This is a genomic window from Viridibacillus sp. NPDC093762 (assembly GCF_050279675.1).
In the GTDB taxonomy this organism is placed as follows: Bacteria; Bacillota; Bacilli; order Bacillales_A; family Planococcaceae; genus Viridibacillus.
Genome location: NZ_JBNNUK010000033.1, coordinates 1 through 18,083 on the forward strand (window position 1 = coordinate 1; position 18,083 = coordinate 18,083).

The 18,083-nt window shown below is 37.5% G+C and carries 18 protein-coding genes, 1 tRNA gene, 1 rRNA gene, 1 other RNA gene, 1 pseudogene and 1 other annotated feature; of the genes and pseudogenes, 5 read left to right on the forward strand and 17 right to left on the reverse strand.

Annotated elements, in window-relative coordinates:
* Positions 1–343: 343 nt before the first annotated feature.
* The 6 genes from ACQKM9_RS20920 to ffs form a co-directional block, all read right to left on the reverse strand.
* Complete coding sequence (locus tag ACQKM9_RS20920) at positions 344–622, reverse strand: pro-sigmaK processing inhibitor BofA family protein (RefSeq protein WP_427736344.1); 279 nt, start codon at positions 620–622, stop codon at positions 344–346.
* 59 nt (positions 623–681) lie between these two features.
* Positions 682–897 (reverse strand): YaaL family protein, encoded by a 216-nt coding sequence (locus ACQKM9_RS20925; protein WP_081730036.1) that lies wholly within the window; start codon positions 895–897, stop codon positions 682–684.
* A gap of 17 nt (positions 898–914) precedes the next feature.
* Positions 915–1,511 carry a recombination mediator RecR gene (recR, locus tag ACQKM9_RS20930; RefSeq protein WP_038181014.1) on the reverse strand — a complete coding sequence of 199 codons (597 nt, stop codon included), beginning with the start codon at positions 1,509–1,511 and terminating at the stop codon, positions 915–917.
* An 11-nt stretch (positions 1,512–1,522) separates the two neighbouring features.
* On the reverse strand, positions 1,523–1,843 hold the full coding sequence (locus ACQKM9_RS20935) for a YbaB/EbfC family nucleoid-associated protein (protein WP_427736345.1): 321 nt from the start codon (positions 1,841–1,843) through the stop codon (positions 1,523–1,525).
* A 29-nt stretch (positions 1,844–1,872) separates the two neighbouring features.
* Positions 1,873–3,651, reverse strand: a complete 1,779-nt coding sequence (dnaX, locus tag ACQKM9_RS20940) for a DNA polymerase III subunit gamma/tau (RefSeq protein ID WP_427736346.1) — start codon at positions 3,649–3,651, stop codon at positions 1,873–1,875.
* 144 nt (positions 3,652–3,795) lie between these two features.
* Positions 3,796–4,062, reverse strand: an RNA gene (gene ffs, locus ACQKM9_RS20945) — signal recognition particle sRNA large type.
* 270 nt (positions 4,063–4,332) lie between these two features.
* On the opposite strand from ffs, the gene ACQKM9_RS20950 reads away from it, so the two are divergent.
* A tRNA-Ser gene (locus ACQKM9_RS20950) sits at positions 4,333–4,425 on the forward strand.
* Positions 4,426–4,555: 130 nt separating this feature from the next.
* On the opposite strand, the gene ACQKM9_RS20955 is transcribed toward ACQKM9_RS20950, so the two are convergent.
* The 4 genes from ACQKM9_RS20955 to ACQKM9_RS20970 all read right to left on the reverse strand — a co-directional run bounded on the left by ACQKM9_RS20955 (position 4,556) and on the right by ACQKM9_RS20970 (position 7,857).
* Positions 4,556–5,092: a TIGR00730 family Rossman fold protein gene (locus ACQKM9_RS20955; protein ID WP_427736348.1), complete on the reverse strand. Its 537-nt coding sequence runs from the start codon at positions 5,090–5,092 to the stop codon at positions 4,556–4,558.
* Between the two features lie 143 nt (positions 5,093–5,235).
* A complete protein-coding gene (locus ACQKM9_RS20960; protein ID WP_427736350.1) occupies positions 5,236–5,907 on the reverse strand; it encodes a deoxynucleoside kinase in 672 nt (223 codons plus the stop codon).
* Positions 5,904–6,542, reverse strand: a complete 639-nt coding sequence (locus ACQKM9_RS20965) for a deoxynucleoside kinase (protein ID WP_427736351.1) — start codon at positions 6,540–6,542, stop codon at positions 5,904–5,906. Before ACQKM9_RS20965 ends, ACQKM9_RS20960 begins: the two co-directional genes overlap by 4 nt.
* Positions 6,543–6,714: 172 nt before the next feature.
* Positions 6,715–7,857 carry a glycosyl hydrolase family 18 protein gene (locus ACQKM9_RS20970; RefSeq protein WP_427736352.1) on the reverse strand — a complete coding sequence of 381 codons (1,143 nt, stop codon included), beginning with the start codon at positions 7,855–7,857 and terminating at the stop codon, positions 6,715–6,717.
* Between the two features lie 89 nt (positions 7,858–7,946).
* On the opposite strand from ACQKM9_RS20970, the pseudogene tadA reads away from it, so the two are divergent.
* The 3 genes and pseudogenes from tadA to ACQKM9_RS20985 form a co-directional block, all read left to right on the forward strand.
* Positions 7,947–8,423, forward strand: a pseudogene (gene tadA / locus ACQKM9_RS20975) (tRNA adenosine(34) deaminase TadA); the annotation flags it as partial.
* Positions 8,424–8,444: 21 nt separating this feature from the next.
* Complete coding sequence (locus ACQKM9_RS20980) at positions 8,445–8,900, forward strand: SF0329 family protein (RefSeq protein ID WP_427736363.1); 456 nt, start codon at positions 8,445–8,447, stop codon at positions 8,898–8,900.
* Positions 8,901–8,918: 18 nt separating this feature from the next.
* Positions 8,919–9,479, forward strand: coding sequence for an SF0329 family protein (locus ACQKM9_RS20985; RefSeq protein WP_427736354.1), 561 nt, complete (start codon positions 8,919–8,921; stop codon positions 9,477–9,479).
* A 42-nt stretch (positions 9,480–9,521) separates the two neighbouring features.
* On the opposite strand, the gene serS is transcribed toward ACQKM9_RS20985, so the two are convergent.
* The 3 genes from serS to pdxS all read right to left on the reverse strand — a co-directional run bounded on the left by serS (position 9,522) and on the right by pdxS (position 12,660).
* Positions 9,522–10,808, reverse strand: a complete 1,287-nt coding sequence (gene serS, locus ACQKM9_RS20990; protein WP_427736355.1) for a serine--tRNA ligase — start codon at positions 10,806–10,808, stop codon at positions 9,522–9,524.
* 120 nt (positions 10,809–10,928) lie between these two features.
* Positions 10,929–11,143 (reverse strand) — a binding site (T-box leader).
* A gap of 31 nt (positions 11,144–11,174) precedes the next feature.
* Positions 11,175–11,771, reverse strand: a complete 597-nt coding sequence (gene pdxT / locus ACQKM9_RS20995) for a pyridoxal 5'-phosphate synthase glutaminase subunit PdxT (protein WP_427736357.1) — start codon at positions 11,769–11,771, stop codon at positions 11,175–11,177.
* Position 11,772: 1 nt separating this feature from the next.
* Positions 11,773–12,660, reverse strand: coding sequence for a pyridoxal 5'-phosphate synthase subunit PdxS (gene pdxS / locus ACQKM9_RS21000; protein ID WP_427736358.1), 888 nt, complete (start codon positions 12,658–12,660; stop codon positions 11,773–11,775).
* Between the two features lie 103 nt (positions 12,661–12,763).
* Between pdxS and ACQKM9_RS21005 the strand changes: the two genes are divergently transcribed.
* Complete coding sequence (locus ACQKM9_RS21005; protein WP_427736364.1) at positions 12,764–14,173, forward strand: PLP-dependent aminotransferase family protein; 1,410 nt, start codon at positions 12,764–12,766, stop codon at positions 14,171–14,173.
* Positions 14,174–14,208: 35 nt separating this feature from the next.
* Here ACQKM9_RS21005 and ACQKM9_RS21010 read toward each other — a convergent pair whose 3' ends face one another.
* From ACQKM9_RS21010 to rrf, 4 genes are all read right to left on the reverse strand, one after another.
* Entirely contained in the window at positions 14,209–15,525 is a 1,317-nt protein-coding gene (locus ACQKM9_RS21010; RefSeq protein WP_427736359.1) for a D-alanyl-D-alanine carboxypeptidase family protein, read from the reverse strand.
* Between the two features lie 142 nt (positions 15,526–15,667).
* Positions 15,668–17,134, reverse strand: coding sequence for an inosine 5'-monophosphate dehydrogenase (gene guaB, locus ACQKM9_RS21015; RefSeq protein ID WP_427736360.1), 1,467 nt, complete (start codon positions 17,132–17,134; stop codon positions 15,668–15,670).
* 105 nt (positions 17,135–17,239) lie between these two features.
* A complete protein-coding gene (locus ACQKM9_RS21020) occupies positions 17,240–17,719 on the reverse strand; it encodes a glutathione peroxidase (protein ID WP_427736362.1) in 480 nt (159 codons plus the stop codon).
* Positions 17,720–17,995: 276 nt separating this feature from the next.
* A 5S ribosomal RNA gene (gene rrf, locus ACQKM9_RS21025) occupies positions 17,996–18,083 on the reverse strand; the annotation flags it as partial.

An 18,083-nucleotide genomic window follows, 5' to 3' on the forward strand; every position in this document is an offset into this window, starting at 1 on the left:
GATGATATCTATTTTTGTTTTGATCCACCAACAGAGTTGATGTTCAAAAACATTTATTGATTAACGTCTTGCATGTTCAGTTTTCAAGGTTCATTATATCCGGTCGATATCTAGTCGACTTTTAATATTATATCAAGATAACATTTCGTTGTCAACAACTTTTTAAAATTTCTTTTCAGTCGTTGTCCTGATAAGTTACTTCTTTTCAGTAGCAACCTTTATATTATATCAACCTCACCTCTCGGTGTCAACAACTTTTTAAAGTTATTTTTAAGTTGATGCGTTACTTAAATTAGCAACCTAACTAATATAACACGCTTTATAAGCGTGCGCAAGTGTTTTTTCAAAAAAAGTTATAGTAGATTGAAATTGCTAATACCGAAGCTACTCCTGGTATACCTAATAACGCAACCAACAAGCTAGAAAAAAAGTTAATTGGAACAAACACTCCTGCAAAACCCAATAAATAGTGTAATGCGAACAACAGGACAAAAGAAAATGCTATGCGAAACCAAAAAATTGATAGCCACTCAATTGCCTTACCCCAGCGTTTTCTCGTTCTCATTAATAGGAAGAAAAAAAACAACACCCCTACGAAACCAACAATCGGTTTCCACATCATATATATCCAACTCCTTTTAAGATAGTAGTGAAATATATGATTGGGATGCTGTTTTTAATTCATTTTCTTAATAAGATTTTTCGAATACGCGCTTCTTTAAATAGATAGAAGTGTTTACTTTCGGCAATTTTACGCTGCGCGATTGTATCTAGATCATAATCATCTAGTAAACCTTCAATCTCTTGCGTCTGCTGCCAATCTTCTTTAGTTTCTCTCATAAGAACCACTAACTTCTCATCAAATTCTTGACGTAGCTTTTGTTTACGAAAAAACATCATGTTCTCCCCTTACTTCACAGTTCACGTCTTCCTTCTAACGCTTTTGATAAAGTTACTTCATCAGCATATTCCAAATCGCCGCCTACAGGTAAACCGTGGGCTATACGGGTTGTGCGTATACCCGATGGTTTCACTAAACGCGAAATATACATTGCAGTAGCTTCACCTTCTATAGTAGGGTTTGTAGCTAAAATCAATTCTTGTACTTGATCATCTTGTAATCTTTTCAATAATGTAGGTACATTAATATCTTCCGGACCTATACCATCCATCGGCGAGATTGCACCATGAAGTACATGATATAGCCCATGATAGTCACGCATTTTTTCCATGGCGATCACATCTTTAGGATCCTGAACAACACAGATCGTCGAAGCATCACGTTGTTTATCCTGACAAATATGACACGGATCCACATCAGTAATATGACCACAAACTGAACAATACGTTAAGTTACGTTTAGCATCAACTAACGCTTTTGCAAAAGATAGAACAGTGTCTTCCTTCATTGTTAGCACAAAAAACGCCAGACGAGCCGCGGTTTTCGGCCCGATACCTGGCAATTTCATAAAACTATCGATTAATTTTGATATTGGTTCAGGGTAATGCATATCAATTCCTCCTAGAACATGCCGGGAAGGTTCATGCCTTTCGTGAATTGTCCCATTGTAGCATTTGTAGTTTCGTCTACTTTTTTGATTGCTTCATTTGTAGCAATGATAATTAGATCTTGTAACATTTCAATATCTTCCGGATCTACTACTGATTCATCAAGAATAACGTCAGTTACTTTTTTCTCACCAGATATAACAACTTTCACCATACCACCACCAGCTACACCTTCAAACACCTGAGCAGCTAGTTCTTCTTGAGCTTCCACCATTTTCTTTTGCATTTTTTGCATTTGTTTCATCATGTTATTCATATTTCCCATACCACGCATATTAGTTTCCTCCTCAAAATAATTAAAATTTACTCTTCTAGTATTTCTACAAAACCTTTGCCAAAAAGCTCCTCTGCTTTTGCGACAAGCGGGTCCTCTGAAGGAATTCGCTCCTCTACAAAAAGAGGTTCTGTCATTTCGTTTACATTATCTGCAGGTGGTTCTTCTAATGAATGAACCTGTTTGTCCAGACCATGCTGACGAATGAAGTCTGCACGTATTTTCAGCCAATTATCCTCGGGCACTACTACAATTTCATAGGCCACGCCTGTTAATGGTTGTAAGATTGTAGACATCGCTGAAAATGTACCATTATTAGTACCTATCGTGCAATAAACTCCCTGCTTTAATTTTAACACAAACGCATTAGAAGATGCTGCCACAGGTTCAGCGTCTTCCAAAAGCGCTGATTGCGATTTTTGAAGCTGATTTAGCACTTCAGACCAAGCTGACTTTATCATTTGTAAATCTTTTTTCGTCGCTACTTTTAGTACTTCTTGAATTCGACCAACATTAATTTTCATACCACTATCTACTTTTGGTCGTTGTCGTTGTTGGGCAGGTGCTGCATTGCGTTGTTGTTGGCCACCCTGTTGTAATTGGAGAACGATTTGTTCTAATGAGGCAATCTTCGCTTCAAGATCTGCAACATTAGGCGATTCACCGGTAGATTGCATCATTGGACTATTTGTTTGAGTAGGCACTTGAATAATAGGTTGACCTGGAGCAAATTGCGCCATTTTCAACAAGGCCGTTTCTAAGTAAATTTTGGAATGATGTGAAAAGCGCATCTCTTGTTGCGTCTTTGAAAGGATATCAACATAGCCATATAATGTATCCGTGGTAAATTGATTGGCAAGAGTTTTGAACTTTTCATCTGACGAGGCAAGCTCAAGTAGATCCTCTAAATCAGGAGCTGTTTGAATTAGTAATAAGTCGCGGAAAAATGTGATGAGATCTTCTGATAGACGCACCGCATCTTTCCCTTCACTTATTAGCTTTTCTAAAAGTGCTAATACTTGCGCGATATCTTTGTCTCCTAATGCTTTTGCTAAATCATAGAATACTTCCTGACTTATAGATCCTGTCACGAATAAGGCATCTGCAAGTGTTAACTTATCCCCGCTGAAAGATACAACTTGATCCAACATACTTAAAGCGTCACGCATACCTCCTGCAGCAGATTGAGCAATGACTTTTAACGCTTGCTCATCATATTGTAGTTCTATATCTTCTAAAACGATTTTCATACGTTCTAATAAGTCAATAGAAGAAAGGCGTTTAAAATCGAATCTTTGACAACGTGAAATAATCGTCGCCGGCAGCTTATGTGGCTCCGTCGTTGCCAATATGAAAACAACATGTGCAGGTGGTTCTTCTAAAGTTTTAAGTAAAGCGTTAAAGGCACTTGTAGATAGCATATGAACTTCATCAATGATATACACTTTAAAACGAGCGCTTGCAGGTGCGAAGCGTACTTTTTCAATAATCTCACGCATTTCTTCCACGCGAGAGTTGGATGCAGCATCAAATTCAATGACGTCAGGGTGTGCCCCATTCGTGATGCTAATACAAGTTGCACATGTATTACACGGTTCCTCAGTTGGTGCATGCTCACAATTTAATGCTTTTGCAAATATTTTCGCTGTACTTGTTTTCCCCGTGCCTCGAGGGCCAGAGAATAAATAAGCGTGCGTAGTTTTATTGGCAAGGAGAGCATTTTGGAGTGTCCGTTTAACATGCGACTGTCCTGACATTTCTCTGAATGATTGCGGGCGATACACACGATAAAAAGCTTGATACGTCAACGTTTACCTCTCCTTTTTCGCCGATTAGTTGAATGTGTATATTATACCATAAGAGCGCTTATTAAAGCCGCTCGATACCTTTAGATAAAAGAAAAACTCATTCGCCAAAAACGACGAATGAGTTTGAAATTTGCACGATAAATGCCGTGCACCTTCCTTCGACAGCCGTACATAAGCGTTACTTTTGTCGTTAGCTCTGATTAGGCAACCCTACGGCACATGCGATAAGCCGCTTAATGCTGCTTCCTTCCGGACCTGACATGGTTCGCGGGTACGCATTGCGTAGGACCCAATCGTCAACACTACGTGCAAAAGGCAGACCAAACATACGGACAGCCTTAGAAAAGGACTTCAGTCTCGCTAGAGCGGATTGCGAGTTATAGGACACCGCTACCTTCCCACCTAGCACGGCATCTATTAGTATACGAAGAATAATAAAAAAAATCAATATAAAAGCATGAAACGAAATATTATAATTAATCAAGGAGTAGTTCTAAGATCGATTAGCATCTTATTTCAAGCTATTCTTCACCTTTTAAATAAAATACTTTCCACTTTAAAAAACGCCATAAAAATAGACCTTCTAAATATTGTTTTTATTTTTTTATTAAAAAGTGTTGACGAGATATTTAATACATGATAAAGTATTACTTGTCAGAAAGACAACAACATACTTTCTTCGGAGGAATACCCAAGTCTGGCTGAAGGGATCGGTCTTGAAAACCGACAGGCGGGTCATACCGCGCGGGGGTTCGAATCCCTCTTCCTCCTCCATTTTATTTTTAAAAACACGCGCATAATATTGAGATTGTATTCGTTGCTAAAGTGACGAATTTTTTCTCAAATACATATAGTCAGAAATTTTAGAAACAAACATTTATGTTTGTTTCTTTTTTTGTGGCTTCTATGATTGATTTATAAATAGTAAGAGCTCTTCAGGCGAACTTACAACACCGATTTGCCCCTGCTGACTTTTCAACATGAAGCCTTCATCGACAGTATGTTGTAAATGCGCTTGAAGGAAATCATAATAATGATTGATATTATATAAGCATACCGCTTTCGAATGCTGACCTACTTGGGAAAGTGTTAGTACATCAAAAAACTCATCCATCGTCCCCGCGCCACCTGGCAAAGCAATAAAAGCATCTGATAACTCGCCCATTTTAGACTTACGCTCATACATAGTATCTACAAAAAACAATTCTGATAAACCCTGATGCGTAACCTCTTTCCATTGCATAAAAGTAGGCATAACACCAATTACTTCTCCTCCATGAGCTAATACCTCATCTGCCACTTTTCCCATTAGACCTACAATCGATCCCCCATAAACAACACCAACACCATTTATAGCCAAAAACTTCCCAAGCTCTATTGCCTTCTCAGCATATATAGGATTTTCCCCCATCTTGGATCCACAGTAAATTGCTACTTTCATAAAATGCACCCCCTTTTATGTCAAGATATAAAATAATGCACTTGTATATGATTATATTCCACCATTTCTTATATTAATTCTAAACGTATTATTATTTACTATAAAAAAAGACTGTCGTTTAAATGACAGCCTTTCTAATATAATTATTTACGACGTAAATGTGATGTCTGCTCCATAAAGTGACTAATGCGTTCCACAATTACTTCTACTGTATCTGGATTTTTCATTAAGTCGTAGTCGTTGATGTCTAAACGCAATACCGGACATGCATTAAAACTGTCGATCCAGTTTTCATAACGTCCGTACATTTCATACCAATAGTCCTTTGGTGTTTGTTGCTCCATTGGACGACCACGTTCTTCAATACGCTCTAAAATATCTTCAATTGGTCCTTCCAAGTAAATTAGCAAATCTGGATGAGGAAAATAAGGTGTCATGACCATTGCATCGAATAAGTTTTTATATGTTTCATAATCGGTTTTGCTCATCGTGCCTTTTTCTTCATGCATTTTAGCAAAAATCCCTGTGTCCTCATAGATTGATCGATCTTGAATAAAACCACCACCATATTCAAAAATACGTTTTTGCTCCTTGAAACGCTCAGCTAAAAAGTAAATTTGTAAATGGAAGCTCCATTTTTCGAAATCATCATAGAACTTGTCCAAGTAAGGATTCGAATCAACCTTTTCAAATGACGTACGGAAATTTAATGCATTTGCTAATGCCTTCGTCATTGTCGATTTGCCGACACCTACTGTTCCCGCGATTGTAATAACTGCATTTGCAGGAATGCCGTATTTCTCTCTTAAATTCATGAATCGAAACTCCCTTTTTCTAATGTTTCTTCAATAGTTCTTAAGATTTTTTGTAAATCTGATGGATTTTTTACAAAATCAATTTCATCACCATTGATTCGTATTACCGGAATATCTGGGTTTTGTTTTTCAAATCGTTTAATAAATACATGGTAATCCGCAACAAGCTGCTCCATATACTCTCTTGAAATCATTTTCTCAAATTCTCGACCTCTCATGGCAATTCGTTTCATCAAAGTATCGACGCTTGCATGAAGATAAACGACTACATTTGGACATGGCATGTCAGCAGTTAATATGCGATATATTTCTTCATACTTGTGAAATTCAGACTCTTTTAATGTTCTTTTAGCAAAGATTAAATTTTTAAAAATGTGATAATCTGCAACCGCAGCTTTTTCATGCGATAGTATATGATTCTTTATATCTGTTAATTGTTTATAGCGATTACATAAGAAAAACATCTCTGTCTGGAAACTCCACTCATCAATGTCTTCATAAAATTTATTTAAAAACGGATTTTCGTCCACGATTTCTTTTAATAAGTGAAACTGAAAAGTCTCAGCAACTATTTTAGAAAGTGACGTTTTTCCGACGCCAATTGGCCCCTCAACGGTGATAAACGGTACAGGCATCAGAAGTCCCCCTTCATCGTCTTTTTAATCAGTGCTTATCATTTTATCATAGTAATAAGAAAAGCAGAAGCGCCTCGTTTAGTACATTTTATTAATACAAATAACTCATACGCTAGTTTCAAAACCACCATTATGTAAAAAAAACCCCCAGTATCAACTGAAGGTTTTAATATTACCGTTTTTTCACGTGGAACATTTCTTGCAAAAGTGCCCAATTTTGAGGGAAGGCAAAACCCATATGCCAATAACTTATACCTCTTAACTTTAATTCCTTCAACAAATTGAACTTCGCTTCAATTGAACGTGCATCTTCAAACCATACCACATGCTCTACCCCATTGCTCCAATAATGGAAGAATGGCGCTTCTGCTATTGGGTCATACGAAATCGCCGCATTTTGGTTTCTTGCCAAAGCCACAGCCTGTTGAGGGCTCAACCCCCTTGCAGGTGGATTTCCTGTTTTATATGGTAATGTCCAATCATATCCATATAAATTTTGCCCCATCATTACTTTTTCAGCGGGTATTTCGGTAATAGTATATTCTAACACCTGGCGTACTGGACCAATTGGTGATACTGCCATTGGTGGGCCTCCGCTATATCCCCATTCGTATGTCATAATGACAACAAAATCAACCGCTTCACCTATCCCTTTATAGTCGTGCCCCTGATACCACTTCCCTGGCTGATTTGCACTAGTCTTGGGTGGTACTGCTGCTGAAATTGTTAATCCTTGAGCATGAGCTCTTTGTCTGAACCTGTTCAAAAACTCAACGTAACGTTCCTTATCCTCAGCTAATAAATACTCAAAATCTAAGTGAATATCTTTTGCCCCTTTTTTAGAAGCTTCACTTAAAGCTGCTCCAATGATTAAATCTTGTAATGTAGTATCATTTAAAATAGTATGCGCTAATGAATCACTAAAGGCATTATTCTCTATATTTGTTAATACGATAGCTGTTGCCGACTGATTAGCATCCGCTATCTCTGATATACTTCCCCAGTCCATCGGTGTAAGAGTACCATCACGTCTTACTTCATATGAAAATGGCATCATATAAGTTAATAGTGGTGCACGTTTTCTCAGTTGAGCTATTAAACTTTCTGGAATTTCAGCTGTATACCATTCGACATATCCATTTGTATCAATTGTAGGGCGATTTGGATTTGGTGTTTCAGGTAATACAAGTGCTTGCCCAACAACTAGAACATCTGGATCTGGAATTTCATTAATTGCAACAATCATCGCGACTGTTGTATTATGCGCCCTGGCGATATTATATAAGTTATCACCTTGCTTCACTACATAAACCAAGTGCAACCTCCTCTAGCATTATTTCTCCAGTAATATATGCGAATTGGGTTTAAACCGTGCTACACTATTTGGCAAGGAGCGATGAATCTATGGACGTATTAAAAAAAGATCTATACTTTATGCAATTGGCCATTAAAGAAGCAAAAAAGGCTGCAGCACTAGGAGAGGTACCAATTGGGGCCATTATTGTCTACAAGGATGAAGTTATTGCCAGTGCACACAATTTACGCGAAACTTCACAGAATGCAGTTACCCATGCTGAACTCATGGCAATTCAACAAGCTTGCAACAAAATTGGTAGTTGGCGATTAGAAGAAACAACTCTCTACGTTACTCTAGAACCTTGCCCTATGTGCGCAGGAGCAATTTTACAATCCAGAGTACCACGTATCGTTTATGGAGCTAGGGATAGCAAAGCAGGTTGTGTAGATTCACTCTATCATTTACTAGATGACTCACGATTTAATCATAAGTGTGAAGTAACCGAGGGCATATTAACAGCTGAATGTGGTCAATTATTAAGCAATTTCTTCAGCAGTTTACGTAGTAAGAAAAAAGCTGAACGAGCAACTTCTGTCCCTAAAGTTATACCATTTTCCAAATTAAAATTAGACGTAGAATGTTTCTTATGCGAGCCATTACAAGGAAAGATCGAACTTCAATCTTCTTCATATAATCAATCTCGTGATGTTAGGCCACACATTTGGCTAACGCTAAATAAAGACAAAATTTTTAATGTAGCTGATACTGCATTTATTAACGAACAATTTCAAGGGAATTACAATCCCGAACTACTCTCTACAGAAGTACAAATAGACGAACAAAACAAAATGGCTAGCTTACATTTATATGAAGCATTTACTCAATACCCTCATTTATCAATTGTAGATGCACTAGCTTCCACAAACCCAATTATCCGTGCATACGCATTGTTTGATCGTCGTGTAGGGAAACGTAAATTAATAAACATGACCGCACCACAGTCTTCATTGGAAAGAAAGTTTTATCAAATCCGTTGTGAGGCAGAAGGTATTCGCTATTAAACTCAAGGGAGATAACCTATGCAATTCAGCAAAATCCAAAAAAGATACGAAAGCTTTCTTTGCAAAAAATTGCAAGGTCGTGTGAAGCTTTATGCAACAACATATCGTAAAGCACATGATAACCCAGCAAGCGTTTGGCTTACATTAGATAAACAAAAAATTTTAAATGCAGATGATTTAAGTTTTATCGTTCCGAGGAATATACTATATGCGCAACTAAAAGAACAACATATGCTAAAACCAATACCTTATAATAGAGACTTCAATGTAATGTTAGGATCCCCTGAAAGACGAGCATTAGTGGATGTCTATGATTTAGCTGAAGCAACTTTAATGGAACATGGAAATTTCGAAAGTTTTTACTTGTATGAAGCTATCATGCACTATACACAGTTCCCCATTGAAGAATTATTACTATCAGAAAATGTACTCATTCAAGCTTTAGCCATGTTTGATTACCGTTTAGGAAAACGTAGATTACAAAATTTAAACATCGCTGGAGCTCATCCCACTATTCAGCAATTTTATCAAATCCGCTGTGAGGCAGAGGGCATTTTAAATAAAACAGAAAAAGGCTAATGCAGGAGAAAACTCCATAGCATTAGCCTTTTCATATATAAATTATTTAGTTGGTGCTTGAATTACTTCTTTACCGCCCATATATGGACGTAAAACTTCAGGGATAACTACAGAGCCATCCGCTTGTTGATTGTTTTCAAGAAGAGCTGCAACTGTACGACCAATTGCTAGACCGCTACCATTTAATGTGTGCACATATTCAGGTTTTGCTCCTGTTTCACGACGGAAACGGATATTGGCACGACGTGCTTGGAAATCTTCAAAGTTAGAGCAAGAAGAGATTTCACGGTACGTACCTTGCGCTGGAATCCATACTTCTAAATCGTATTTTTTCGCGGCAGTGAATCCTAAATCAGATGTACACATTTTTAATTTACGATATGGTAAGCCTAAAAGTTGAAGAACCTTCTCAGCATGACCTGTTAATTTTTCTAATTCTTCATAAGAATCTTCTGGTTTCACGAAACGCACAAGTTCTACTTTGTTAAATTGGTGCTGTCGGATTAAACCACGCGTATCACGGCCTGCAGATCCCGCTTCAGAACGGAAAGAAGCACTATAAGCTGAAAATCCTTTCGGTAAAATATCTGCATCTAAAATTTCATCTCGGAAGAAGTTTGTTACCGGTACTTCTGCAGTTGGGATTAAGAAGTAATCTGTATCCACTAATTTGAAGACATCCTCTTCAAATTTCGGAAGCTGACCTGTACCTGTTAAGCTATCGCGGTTAACGATTACAGGTGGTAACATCTCTTCATAACCGTGTTCTTCAGAATGTAAATCCATCATGAAACTCATTAAAGCACGTTCTAAACGAGCACCTAGGCCACGGTAAAATACAAAACGGCTACCTGTTGTTTTTGCAGCACTTTCAAAATCAATGATGTTCAAATCTGTACCTAAATCCCAGTGCGCTTTAACCTCAAAATCAAACTCTGGAATGTCGCCCCATTTAGCTACTTCCACATTGTCATCTTCTGTTTCTCCAACTGGTACACTTTCATGCGGAATATTTGGTAAACGCATCATCATATCTTGGAATTTACCTTCTACTTCACGAAGATCTGTATCTAATGCTTTAATGTCATCGCCAACTTTACGCATATGTGCAATTTCAGCATCCGCATTTTCTTTATTACGTTTCTTTTGAGCAATTTGTTCAGAAACTTGGTTACGCTCAGCTTTTAATACTTCTGTTTTTGCGATTAAATCACGACGTTGTTGATCAAGAGTTTCAAATTGATCAAAAGTCCCTAAATCTTCATTACGGTGAGATAGCTTCTCTTTAATTTCCGTATAATTATCACGGATTCGTTTAATATCTAACATATGTTCATTCCTCCAGTTTTGTAAATTCGATAATAGAAATGTATCAATGTTATCTTACAAAACAATACTTTAGGTCTAGGTTACACTAAAAATAAGCAACAAAAAAGCCCTCATCCCCATGAAAGGGACGAGAGCATACCCGCGTTGCCACCCTAATTGATTGCACCTAGATGCAATCCACTTGTTTCATAACGGCTTGTTGGCCGGCCACAGCCTACTAAAGATTCAGCTGAGCAACTCCAGGACGGATTCACAAGGTTTTTTATCGACTTCCACCAACCGTCGACTCTCTATAAAAAAACTTACTTGCTACTACTTCCTATCATCGTGTTTAATTTGAATTTTATCCATACTTTACAATAGATTTCACCGTTTTGCAAGTGTGGTCAAAATACTTTGCTTAACCATCTGCACAAAGTATGCCATGATTCGTTGATCTTCTGTCAATTCCGGATGAAATGAACAGCCTAAAAACTGCCCATCTTTTGCTAAAACAACGCGTCCAGCATACTGTGCTAACACTTCAACGCTTGATCCCACTGATACAATATGAGGTGCACGTATAAATACCGCCGGGAAGTTTTCATCCATATTTTTTATAGATAGGGGTATTTCAAAGCTATCAATCTGTCTACCAAATGAATTACGCTCTACAATAACGTCCATTACGCCTATATGGGGTGTTTGCTGACCAATGACATTTTTCGCTAATAGTATTAATCCTGCACAAGTACCGAATATTGGTTTACCATCCCCAGCGAATTGACGAAGGGGTTCCATCATGCCATAACGGTCAATTAGCTTCCGCATCGTTGTACTTTCGCCACCCGGTAGTACAAGACCTTCAAGCTCATTTAGTTGTTCTGCATGCTTCACAATAATTGCAACAGCACCAGCTGCTTCTATAGCCTGAACATGCTCACGTACAGCACCTTGCAAACCTAAAACACCGATTTTTACCATCTTACCATCCTCGATCTTGCATACGATCTTGTGGATTTAAGCGAGAGATTTCGATACCTTTCATCGGAACTCCAAGTTCCTTCGAAATTTCAGCGATTAATTTATAATCCTTGTAATGAGTAGTTGCTTCTACAATAGCTTTTGCAAACTTGGCAGGATTTTCAGATTTGAAGATACCTGATCCAACAAAGACACCATCTGCTCCAAGCTCCATCATTAACGCTGCATCAGCAGGAGTTGCTACTCCACCAGCAGCAAAATTGACAACCGGTAATCGACCTAAACGATTGATTTCTAATAAAAGTTCATAAGGTGCACCTAAAATTTTTGCCTCTGTCATTAGTTCATCCGGTGTCATGTTTGCAACTTTACGTACCTGTGCATTCACTTGACGTATATGGCGTACAGCTTCAACTATATTACCCGTTCCTGGCTCCCCCTTTGTACGAAGCATCGATGCCCCTTCACCAATACGACGTGTTGCTTCACCTAAATCACGGCATCCACAAACAAAGGGTACTTTATAATCGCTTTTTAGCAAATGGTATTCTTCATCTGCTGGTGTCAACACTTCACTTTCATCTATGTAATCTACGTTCATTGCTTCTAAAACACGAGCTTCTACAATATGGCCAATACGTGCTTTCGCCATTACAGGAATTGATACGGCTGACATCACTTCTTCTACAATTCGAGGGTCTGCCATACGTGCTACTCCACCAGCAGCCCGAATATCAGAAGGTACACGCTCAAGAGCCATAACAGCAACTGCGCCCGCTTCCTCCGCAATTTTTGCCTGCTCAGCATTAATTACATCCATAATTACGCCACCCTTTTGCATTTCTGCCATTCCGCGTTTTACTCGATCTGTACCTGTTTGACTTGCCATTTCCATCGCCTCCATTTTCTTGTATGATGTTAGTATAATGAAAATTGACCATATAAAAAGATTCAGTTTATATGCAAGTCACATGGTCAGGAGGGGTGATATGATGGATATGCTTATGTTTCAGCTAGAAAGAAATTCTAATAAACCTATGTACGAACAGCTCTACGAAGGCATTAAGAAGGGCATTACAGAAGGTACAATACCAACTGAATCTAAACTTCCTTCAAAGAGAAAACTATCCGAATTTTTAAATATTAGTCAAACAACAATTGAACTCGCCTACGCACAATTGTTAGCAGAAGGCTTTATTGCTTCAAAGCCACGTGTCGGATATTTCGTTGAAGCTGTTGAAGAACTTGCTTATATAGAAAAAGATATTCAACATCCAGCGATCCCAACTTCCTTATCCCGAGAAAAATTTAAAATAGATTTTAATCCGGGACAAATTGATACAGAATCATTCCCATTCCATCTTTGGAGGAAATATGCGAAGGAAGCAATTGATGAGCAATCTCAAGAATTATTACTAATTGGTTCGCCCCAAGGAGAACAAGAATTACGCGAGGAAATTGCAACGTATTTATATCACTCAAGAGGTGTTATATGCGCACCCAATCAAATTGTAATTGGCTCTGGGACAGAACAACTAATGCCTATGATTATTCGCCTTTTAGGGGCCTCTTCTCGCTTTGGAATTGAGAATCCGGGTTACCCATTAACTCATCACATCTTTAAGCAAACGGATCGTCCCGCTATACCGATAAATGTAGATGATGAGGGTCTATTGATAAATGATTTGGAGCACTCTGAAGCTAATGTTGTCTATGTCACACCTTCACATCAATTTCCAACTGGTGCAGTATTATCTGCCCCGCGCAGAGCACAGCTTTTAAACTGGGCTTCTCAAAAGGATGACCGTTATATCATCGAAGACGACTATGATAGTGAATTTCGTTATATTGGGAAACCAATTGCTGCATTACAAGGAATGGATAAAAGTGACAGCGTGATTTACATAAGTACCTTTTCAAAATCACTCATGCCTTCACTACGCATTGCCTATTTTGTACTACCTCCAAAGTTAGTAGAAGTGTACAATCAGGCGTTTAATTACTATACATCGACTGTACCTCGCTTCGAACAGCATATTCTCGCACAATTCATGCGAGACGGCCATTTTGCGAAGCATTTAAATCGAATGCGTAAAATCTATCGTAAAAAATTAGAAAAGCTTACAATGGCTCTAGAACCATTTTCACCAACTGTTAAAATTTCCGGTGAACAAGCAGGTATGCATATCGTACTAACAATTTCACATACAAAAAATGCAACAGATTTGAAAGACTTGGCACAAGGAAAAGGTATTCGTATTATACCCATTCAGGAATATATGATGGATACATTACTAAATGGGAAATCGACACAGTTTCTACTCGGTTTTGGGGGAATTAAAGATGAAGAAATTAGTCAATCAGTGCAACAATTAATGAAAGCTTGGGAAATTAGAGCATAAAAAAAGGCAATCGTTATGATTGCCTTTTTTATATATTAGAATATTTTATTCCATAAATCAGAGAAGAAGTTACCAATACCTTTGAAAGCTCGGGAAATCCAGCTAGATTTCTCAACAGTAGCTGTAGTAACTACCTCTGCATTGTTTACTTCTCCATCGATAAATCCATAATCTTTACCTTCAGTTTTTTCGATTTCAACATGCCCAACAACAGTATCTTTTTTAACTGGTGCGTTCAGTTCTTTTTTATCTAATACTAATTTTGGTTTATATAAATCTTTATCCGCAGTTTTCACCATAATTGAGATGGCTTCTTTTGTAGCAATATTCACTTTATCTTCTTTGCCATCAATTACAGGGATAGTTTTTTGTCCTTTAAACGAATAGTTGGCTGGAACAATTTCTTCTGTAGTAAATTGATTGAAACCATAGTCGAATAATGCGCGTGTTGCATCAAAACGAGCTTTATATGTTCCTTCCCCTTTAGCGTCTACAGCATCTAAAACAACTGCGATTAGACGTGTTCCGTTACGTGATGCAGTACCTGTGAAACAGTAACCAGCATAATCAGTTGTACCAGTTTTTAATCCGTCTACGCCTTCATATTCAAACACAAGACCCGGTAGCATGAAATTCCAGTTAGACATGTCTATGGCATCATCTGTGCCTTCACGGAATGTTTTTTTCGTAATGCTTGAAGTTTTCAATACTTCAGGGTGATCTTGTAATAAATGATAAGCTAATTTAGCAACAGATTTTGCGGGCATCTTATTCTCAGCAGTTTTACCAGTACCTGCTGGCTCCATACCGTCTAGTTCTGCATTATTTAAGCCTGTTGAGTTTACGAAAGTATAATCTTTTAAACCTAGTTTTTTTGCTTTTTTATTCATCATGTTTACAAATTCTGTTTCTGAGCCAGCAATTGTTTCTGCAATTGCAATAGTCGCAGCATTTGCTGAGTAAATTGCCATTGCCTCATACAATTCACGAATTGTATATTCACCATCAGCACGTAGGGGTACGTTACTAAGTGCACGATTTTGGGAAATTTTATACGCGTATTCTGACACTTTATATTTTTGATCCCAAGTAATTTTACCTTCTTTAATTGCATCTAGTAATAGATATTCTGTCATCATTTTTGACATACTTGCAATTCCTAAAGACTTGTCCGCATTCTTTTCGTACAAAATTTTACCTGAGTCTGCATCGATTAAAATAGCGCCTTTAACGCGCAGATTAAGCTCGTCTTCTGCATTCGCTGCTTTAGGTATTGTTACAAACATACTTAACAGCAAAGCGGATACCATGATTATACGTAACCATGTGTTTTTTCTTGATGTTTTCACCATAATACCTCCATATGTGTTGTGTTCATATTACTCCTCTTACTCCGCTCATTTTAACATAGAATCAGCGCTCGCAACTACGGTGTATAAAAAAACATCCTTTCTACATCTAGTTTGACGTAGAAAGGATGGGAAAGTCTTGAAATTATGAGATTGAGTAGTTCGGTGATTCTTTCGTAATCTGAACATCATGTGGATGGCTTTCACGTAAACCAGCACCAGTCATACGAACGAACTGTGCATTTTCACGTAAATCACGAAGATCTTTCGTACCGCAATATCCCATACCTGAGCGAATACCTCCAACTAATTGGTGAATCGTATCTGCTAGAGGCCCTTTGTAAGGAAGGCGTCCCTCAATACCTTCTGGAACAAGCTTTTTCGCATCTTCTTGGAAGTAACGATCTTTTGAACCTTTTTCCATAGCCCCTACTGAACCCATACCACGATATACTTTGAATCGACGACCTTGGAAGATTTCAGTTTCTCCTGGAGATTCAGAAGTACCTGCAAGTAAGCTACCTAGCATTACTACATGTCCACCAGCAGCTAAAGCTTTTATAATATCACCTGAGTACTTAATACCGCCATCAGCAATAATTGTTTTACCTTGTTTACGAGCTTCTGCCGCGCAATCATAAATTGCTGTAACTTGAGGTACACCAACACCTGCTACAACACGAGTTGTACAAATCGAACCAGGTCCGATACCTACTTTAACTACATCAGCGCCAGCTTCGTAAAGAGCTTTTGTAGCCTCAGCTGTTGCAACGTTACCTGCGATAATATCTAAATCTGGGAATGCTGCGCGGATATCTCTTACTACTTCTAAAACACCTTGAGAGTGACCATGTGCTGTATCGATAACAATTACATCTACTTGTGCATCTACTAATTTTTGTACACGAACCATTGAATCTTTCGTAACACCAACTGCAGCACCTACAAGTAAACGACCTAAATGGTCTTTAGCAGCGTTCGGGAATTCCATAACTTTTTCTATATCTTTAATTGTGATTAAGCCTTTTAAGACGCCTTTATCATCAACGATTGGTAATTTTTCGATTTTATATTGTTGAAGTATTTTTTCTGCATCGTCTAAAGTTGTTCCAACAGGAGCTGTAACTAGATCTTCTTTAGTCATTACTTCATCAATTTTTTGAGAGTAGTCTTGTACAAAGCGTAAATCACGGTTTGTAATAATTCCTACTAATTTAAGTTCTTTATCATTATTTACAATTGGAACACCTGAAATACGGTATTTTCCCATTAAATGTTCTGCATCAAATACTTGATGAGATGGTGTTAGGAAAAACGGATTTGTAATAACTCCATTTTCAGAGCGTTTTACTTTCTCTACTTGATCCGCTTGCTCTTCAATGCTCATATTTTTGTGGATGATACCAATACCACCTTGACGAGCCATAGAAATTGCCATTGGTGCCTCAGTTACTGTATCCATTCCAGCACTAATAATAGGGATATTCAATTTAATTTTTGGTGTTAAATTAACTGATAAACTTACATCTTTCGGTAATACTTCAGAATGTGCTGGTACAAGCAATACATCATCAAACGTTAAACCTTCTTTGGCAAATTTCGTTTCCCACATTTCGGTAACTCCTCCTGTTTTGTAAAAGAATATTAATTGTAAGATTAACAACGTGACTATTCACTTGTCAAGGACTCTTCGATAAATAAGATTATTTAGAATTTTTCACTTCAACGTAGATTTTAAGTCATTTTCAATTTTAGCAGGTGAAGTTTGAGGTGCATAACGCGCTACAACCTTCCCCTCTTTATTTATTAAGAACTTAGTAAAATTCCATTTTACCCCTTCAGTTAGTAAACCTTTTTTCTCTGAAACTAAATGTTTAAATAATGGATCAGCATTGTCACCCTTCACATCCACCTTTGCAAACATTGGAAAGGTTACTCCAAAATTTCTTTGACAAAATTGCATTGTTTCATCGATATTAGCAAACTCTTGATTATTAAATTGATTACAAGGAAAGCCTAAAATTTCAAATCCTTGTTCGTTATATTCTTCATACATTGCTTGTAGTTCTTTAAATTGTGGCGTAAAACCACATTTACTTGCTGTATTCACAATTAACAATGGTTTACCAGTAAATTCACTTAAATTCTGCTGCTCCCCATCTATCTTCTTAACCGTAAAATCATAAACTACCGTCATTTTCCATACCTCCTATTAGAATAAGTTCTGCCATTCTATTTGATTGTATTTCTTTTAACCATATGTTTTATTTGATATTTGTACAAGAAAAACGAACTCAAAAAGAGTATTTAAACATAAATCATGATAGATACATAGAATTCCTCAAATATTTAGCTTCAGGGTATGTAATTTTATAGACTATATACTTTTTTAAAATTACGTACAATATTATAGTTAATTATAAAAATAAGTAATAAAAAAGCACAACTGATTAAATCAGTTGTGCCTTAATGTGCCTAGCAACGTCCTACTCTCACAGGGGGAAACCCCCAACTACCATCGGCGCTAAAGAGCTTAACTTCCGTGTTCGGCATGGGAACGG

What these genes read in the sequence shown, in the direction of transcription:
- ACQKM9_RS20920 (WP_427736344.1), bottom strand. Translation starts at nt 622, where the DNA reads ATGATGTGGAAACCGATTGTTGGTTTCGTAGGGGTGTTGTTTTTTTTC.
- ACQKM9_RS20925 (WP_081730036.1), bottom strand. Translation starts at nt 897, where the DNA reads ATGTTTTTTCGTAAACAAAAGCTACGTCAAGAATTTGATGAGAAGTTA.
- recR (WP_038181014.1), bottom strand. Translation starts at nt 1,511, where the DNA reads ATGCATTACCCTGAACCAATATCAAAATTAATCGATAGTTTTATGAAA.
- ACQKM9_RS20935 (WP_427736345.1), bottom strand. Translation starts at nt 1,843, where the DNA reads ATGCGTGGTATGGGAAATATGAATAACATGATGAAACAAATGCAAAAA.
- ACQKM9_RS20955 (WP_427736348.1), bottom strand. Translation starts at nt 5,092, where the DNA reads ATGAAAGTAGCAATTTACTGTGGATCCAAGATGGGGGAAAATCCTATA.
- ACQKM9_RS20960 (WP_427736350.1), bottom strand. Translation starts at nt 5,907, where the DNA reads ATGAATTTAAGAGAGAAATACGGCATTCCTGCAAATGCAGTTATTACA.
- ACQKM9_RS20965 (WP_427736351.1), bottom strand. Translation starts at nt 6,542, where the DNA reads ATGCCTGTACCGTTTATCACCGTTGAGGGGCCAATTGGCGTCGGAAAA.
- ACQKM9_RS20985 (WP_427736354.1), top strand. Translation starts at nt 8,919, where the DNA reads ATGCAATTCAGCAAAATCCAAAAAAGATACGAAAGCTTTCTTTGCAAA.
- serS (WP_427736355.1), bottom strand. Translation starts at nt 10,808, where the DNA reads ATGTTAGATATTAAACGAATCCGTGATAATTATACGGAAATTAAAGAG.
- pdxT (WP_427736357.1), bottom strand. Translation starts at nt 11,771, where the DNA reads ATGGTAAAAATCGGTGTTTTAGGTTTGCAAGGTGCTGTACGTGAGCAT.
- pdxS (WP_427736358.1), bottom strand. Translation starts at nt 12,660, where the DNA reads ATGGCAAGTCAAACAGGTACAGATCGAGTAAAACGCGGAATGGCAGAA.
- ACQKM9_RS21005 (WP_427736364.1), top strand. Translation starts at nt 12,764, where the DNA reads ATGGATATGCTTATGTTTCAGCTAGAAAGAAATTCTAATAAACCTATG.
- ACQKM9_RS21010 (WP_427736359.1), bottom strand. Translation starts at nt 15,525, where the DNA reads ATGGTGAAAACATCAAGAAAAAACACATGGTTACGTATAATCATGGTA.
- guaB (WP_427736360.1), bottom strand. Translation starts at nt 17,134, where the DNA reads ATGTGGGAAACGAAATTTGCCAAAGAAGGTTTAACGTTTGATGATGTA.
- ACQKM9_RS21020 (WP_427736362.1), bottom strand. Translation starts at nt 17,719, where the DNA reads ATGACGGTAGTTTATGATTTTACGGTTAAGAAGATAGATGGGGAGCAG.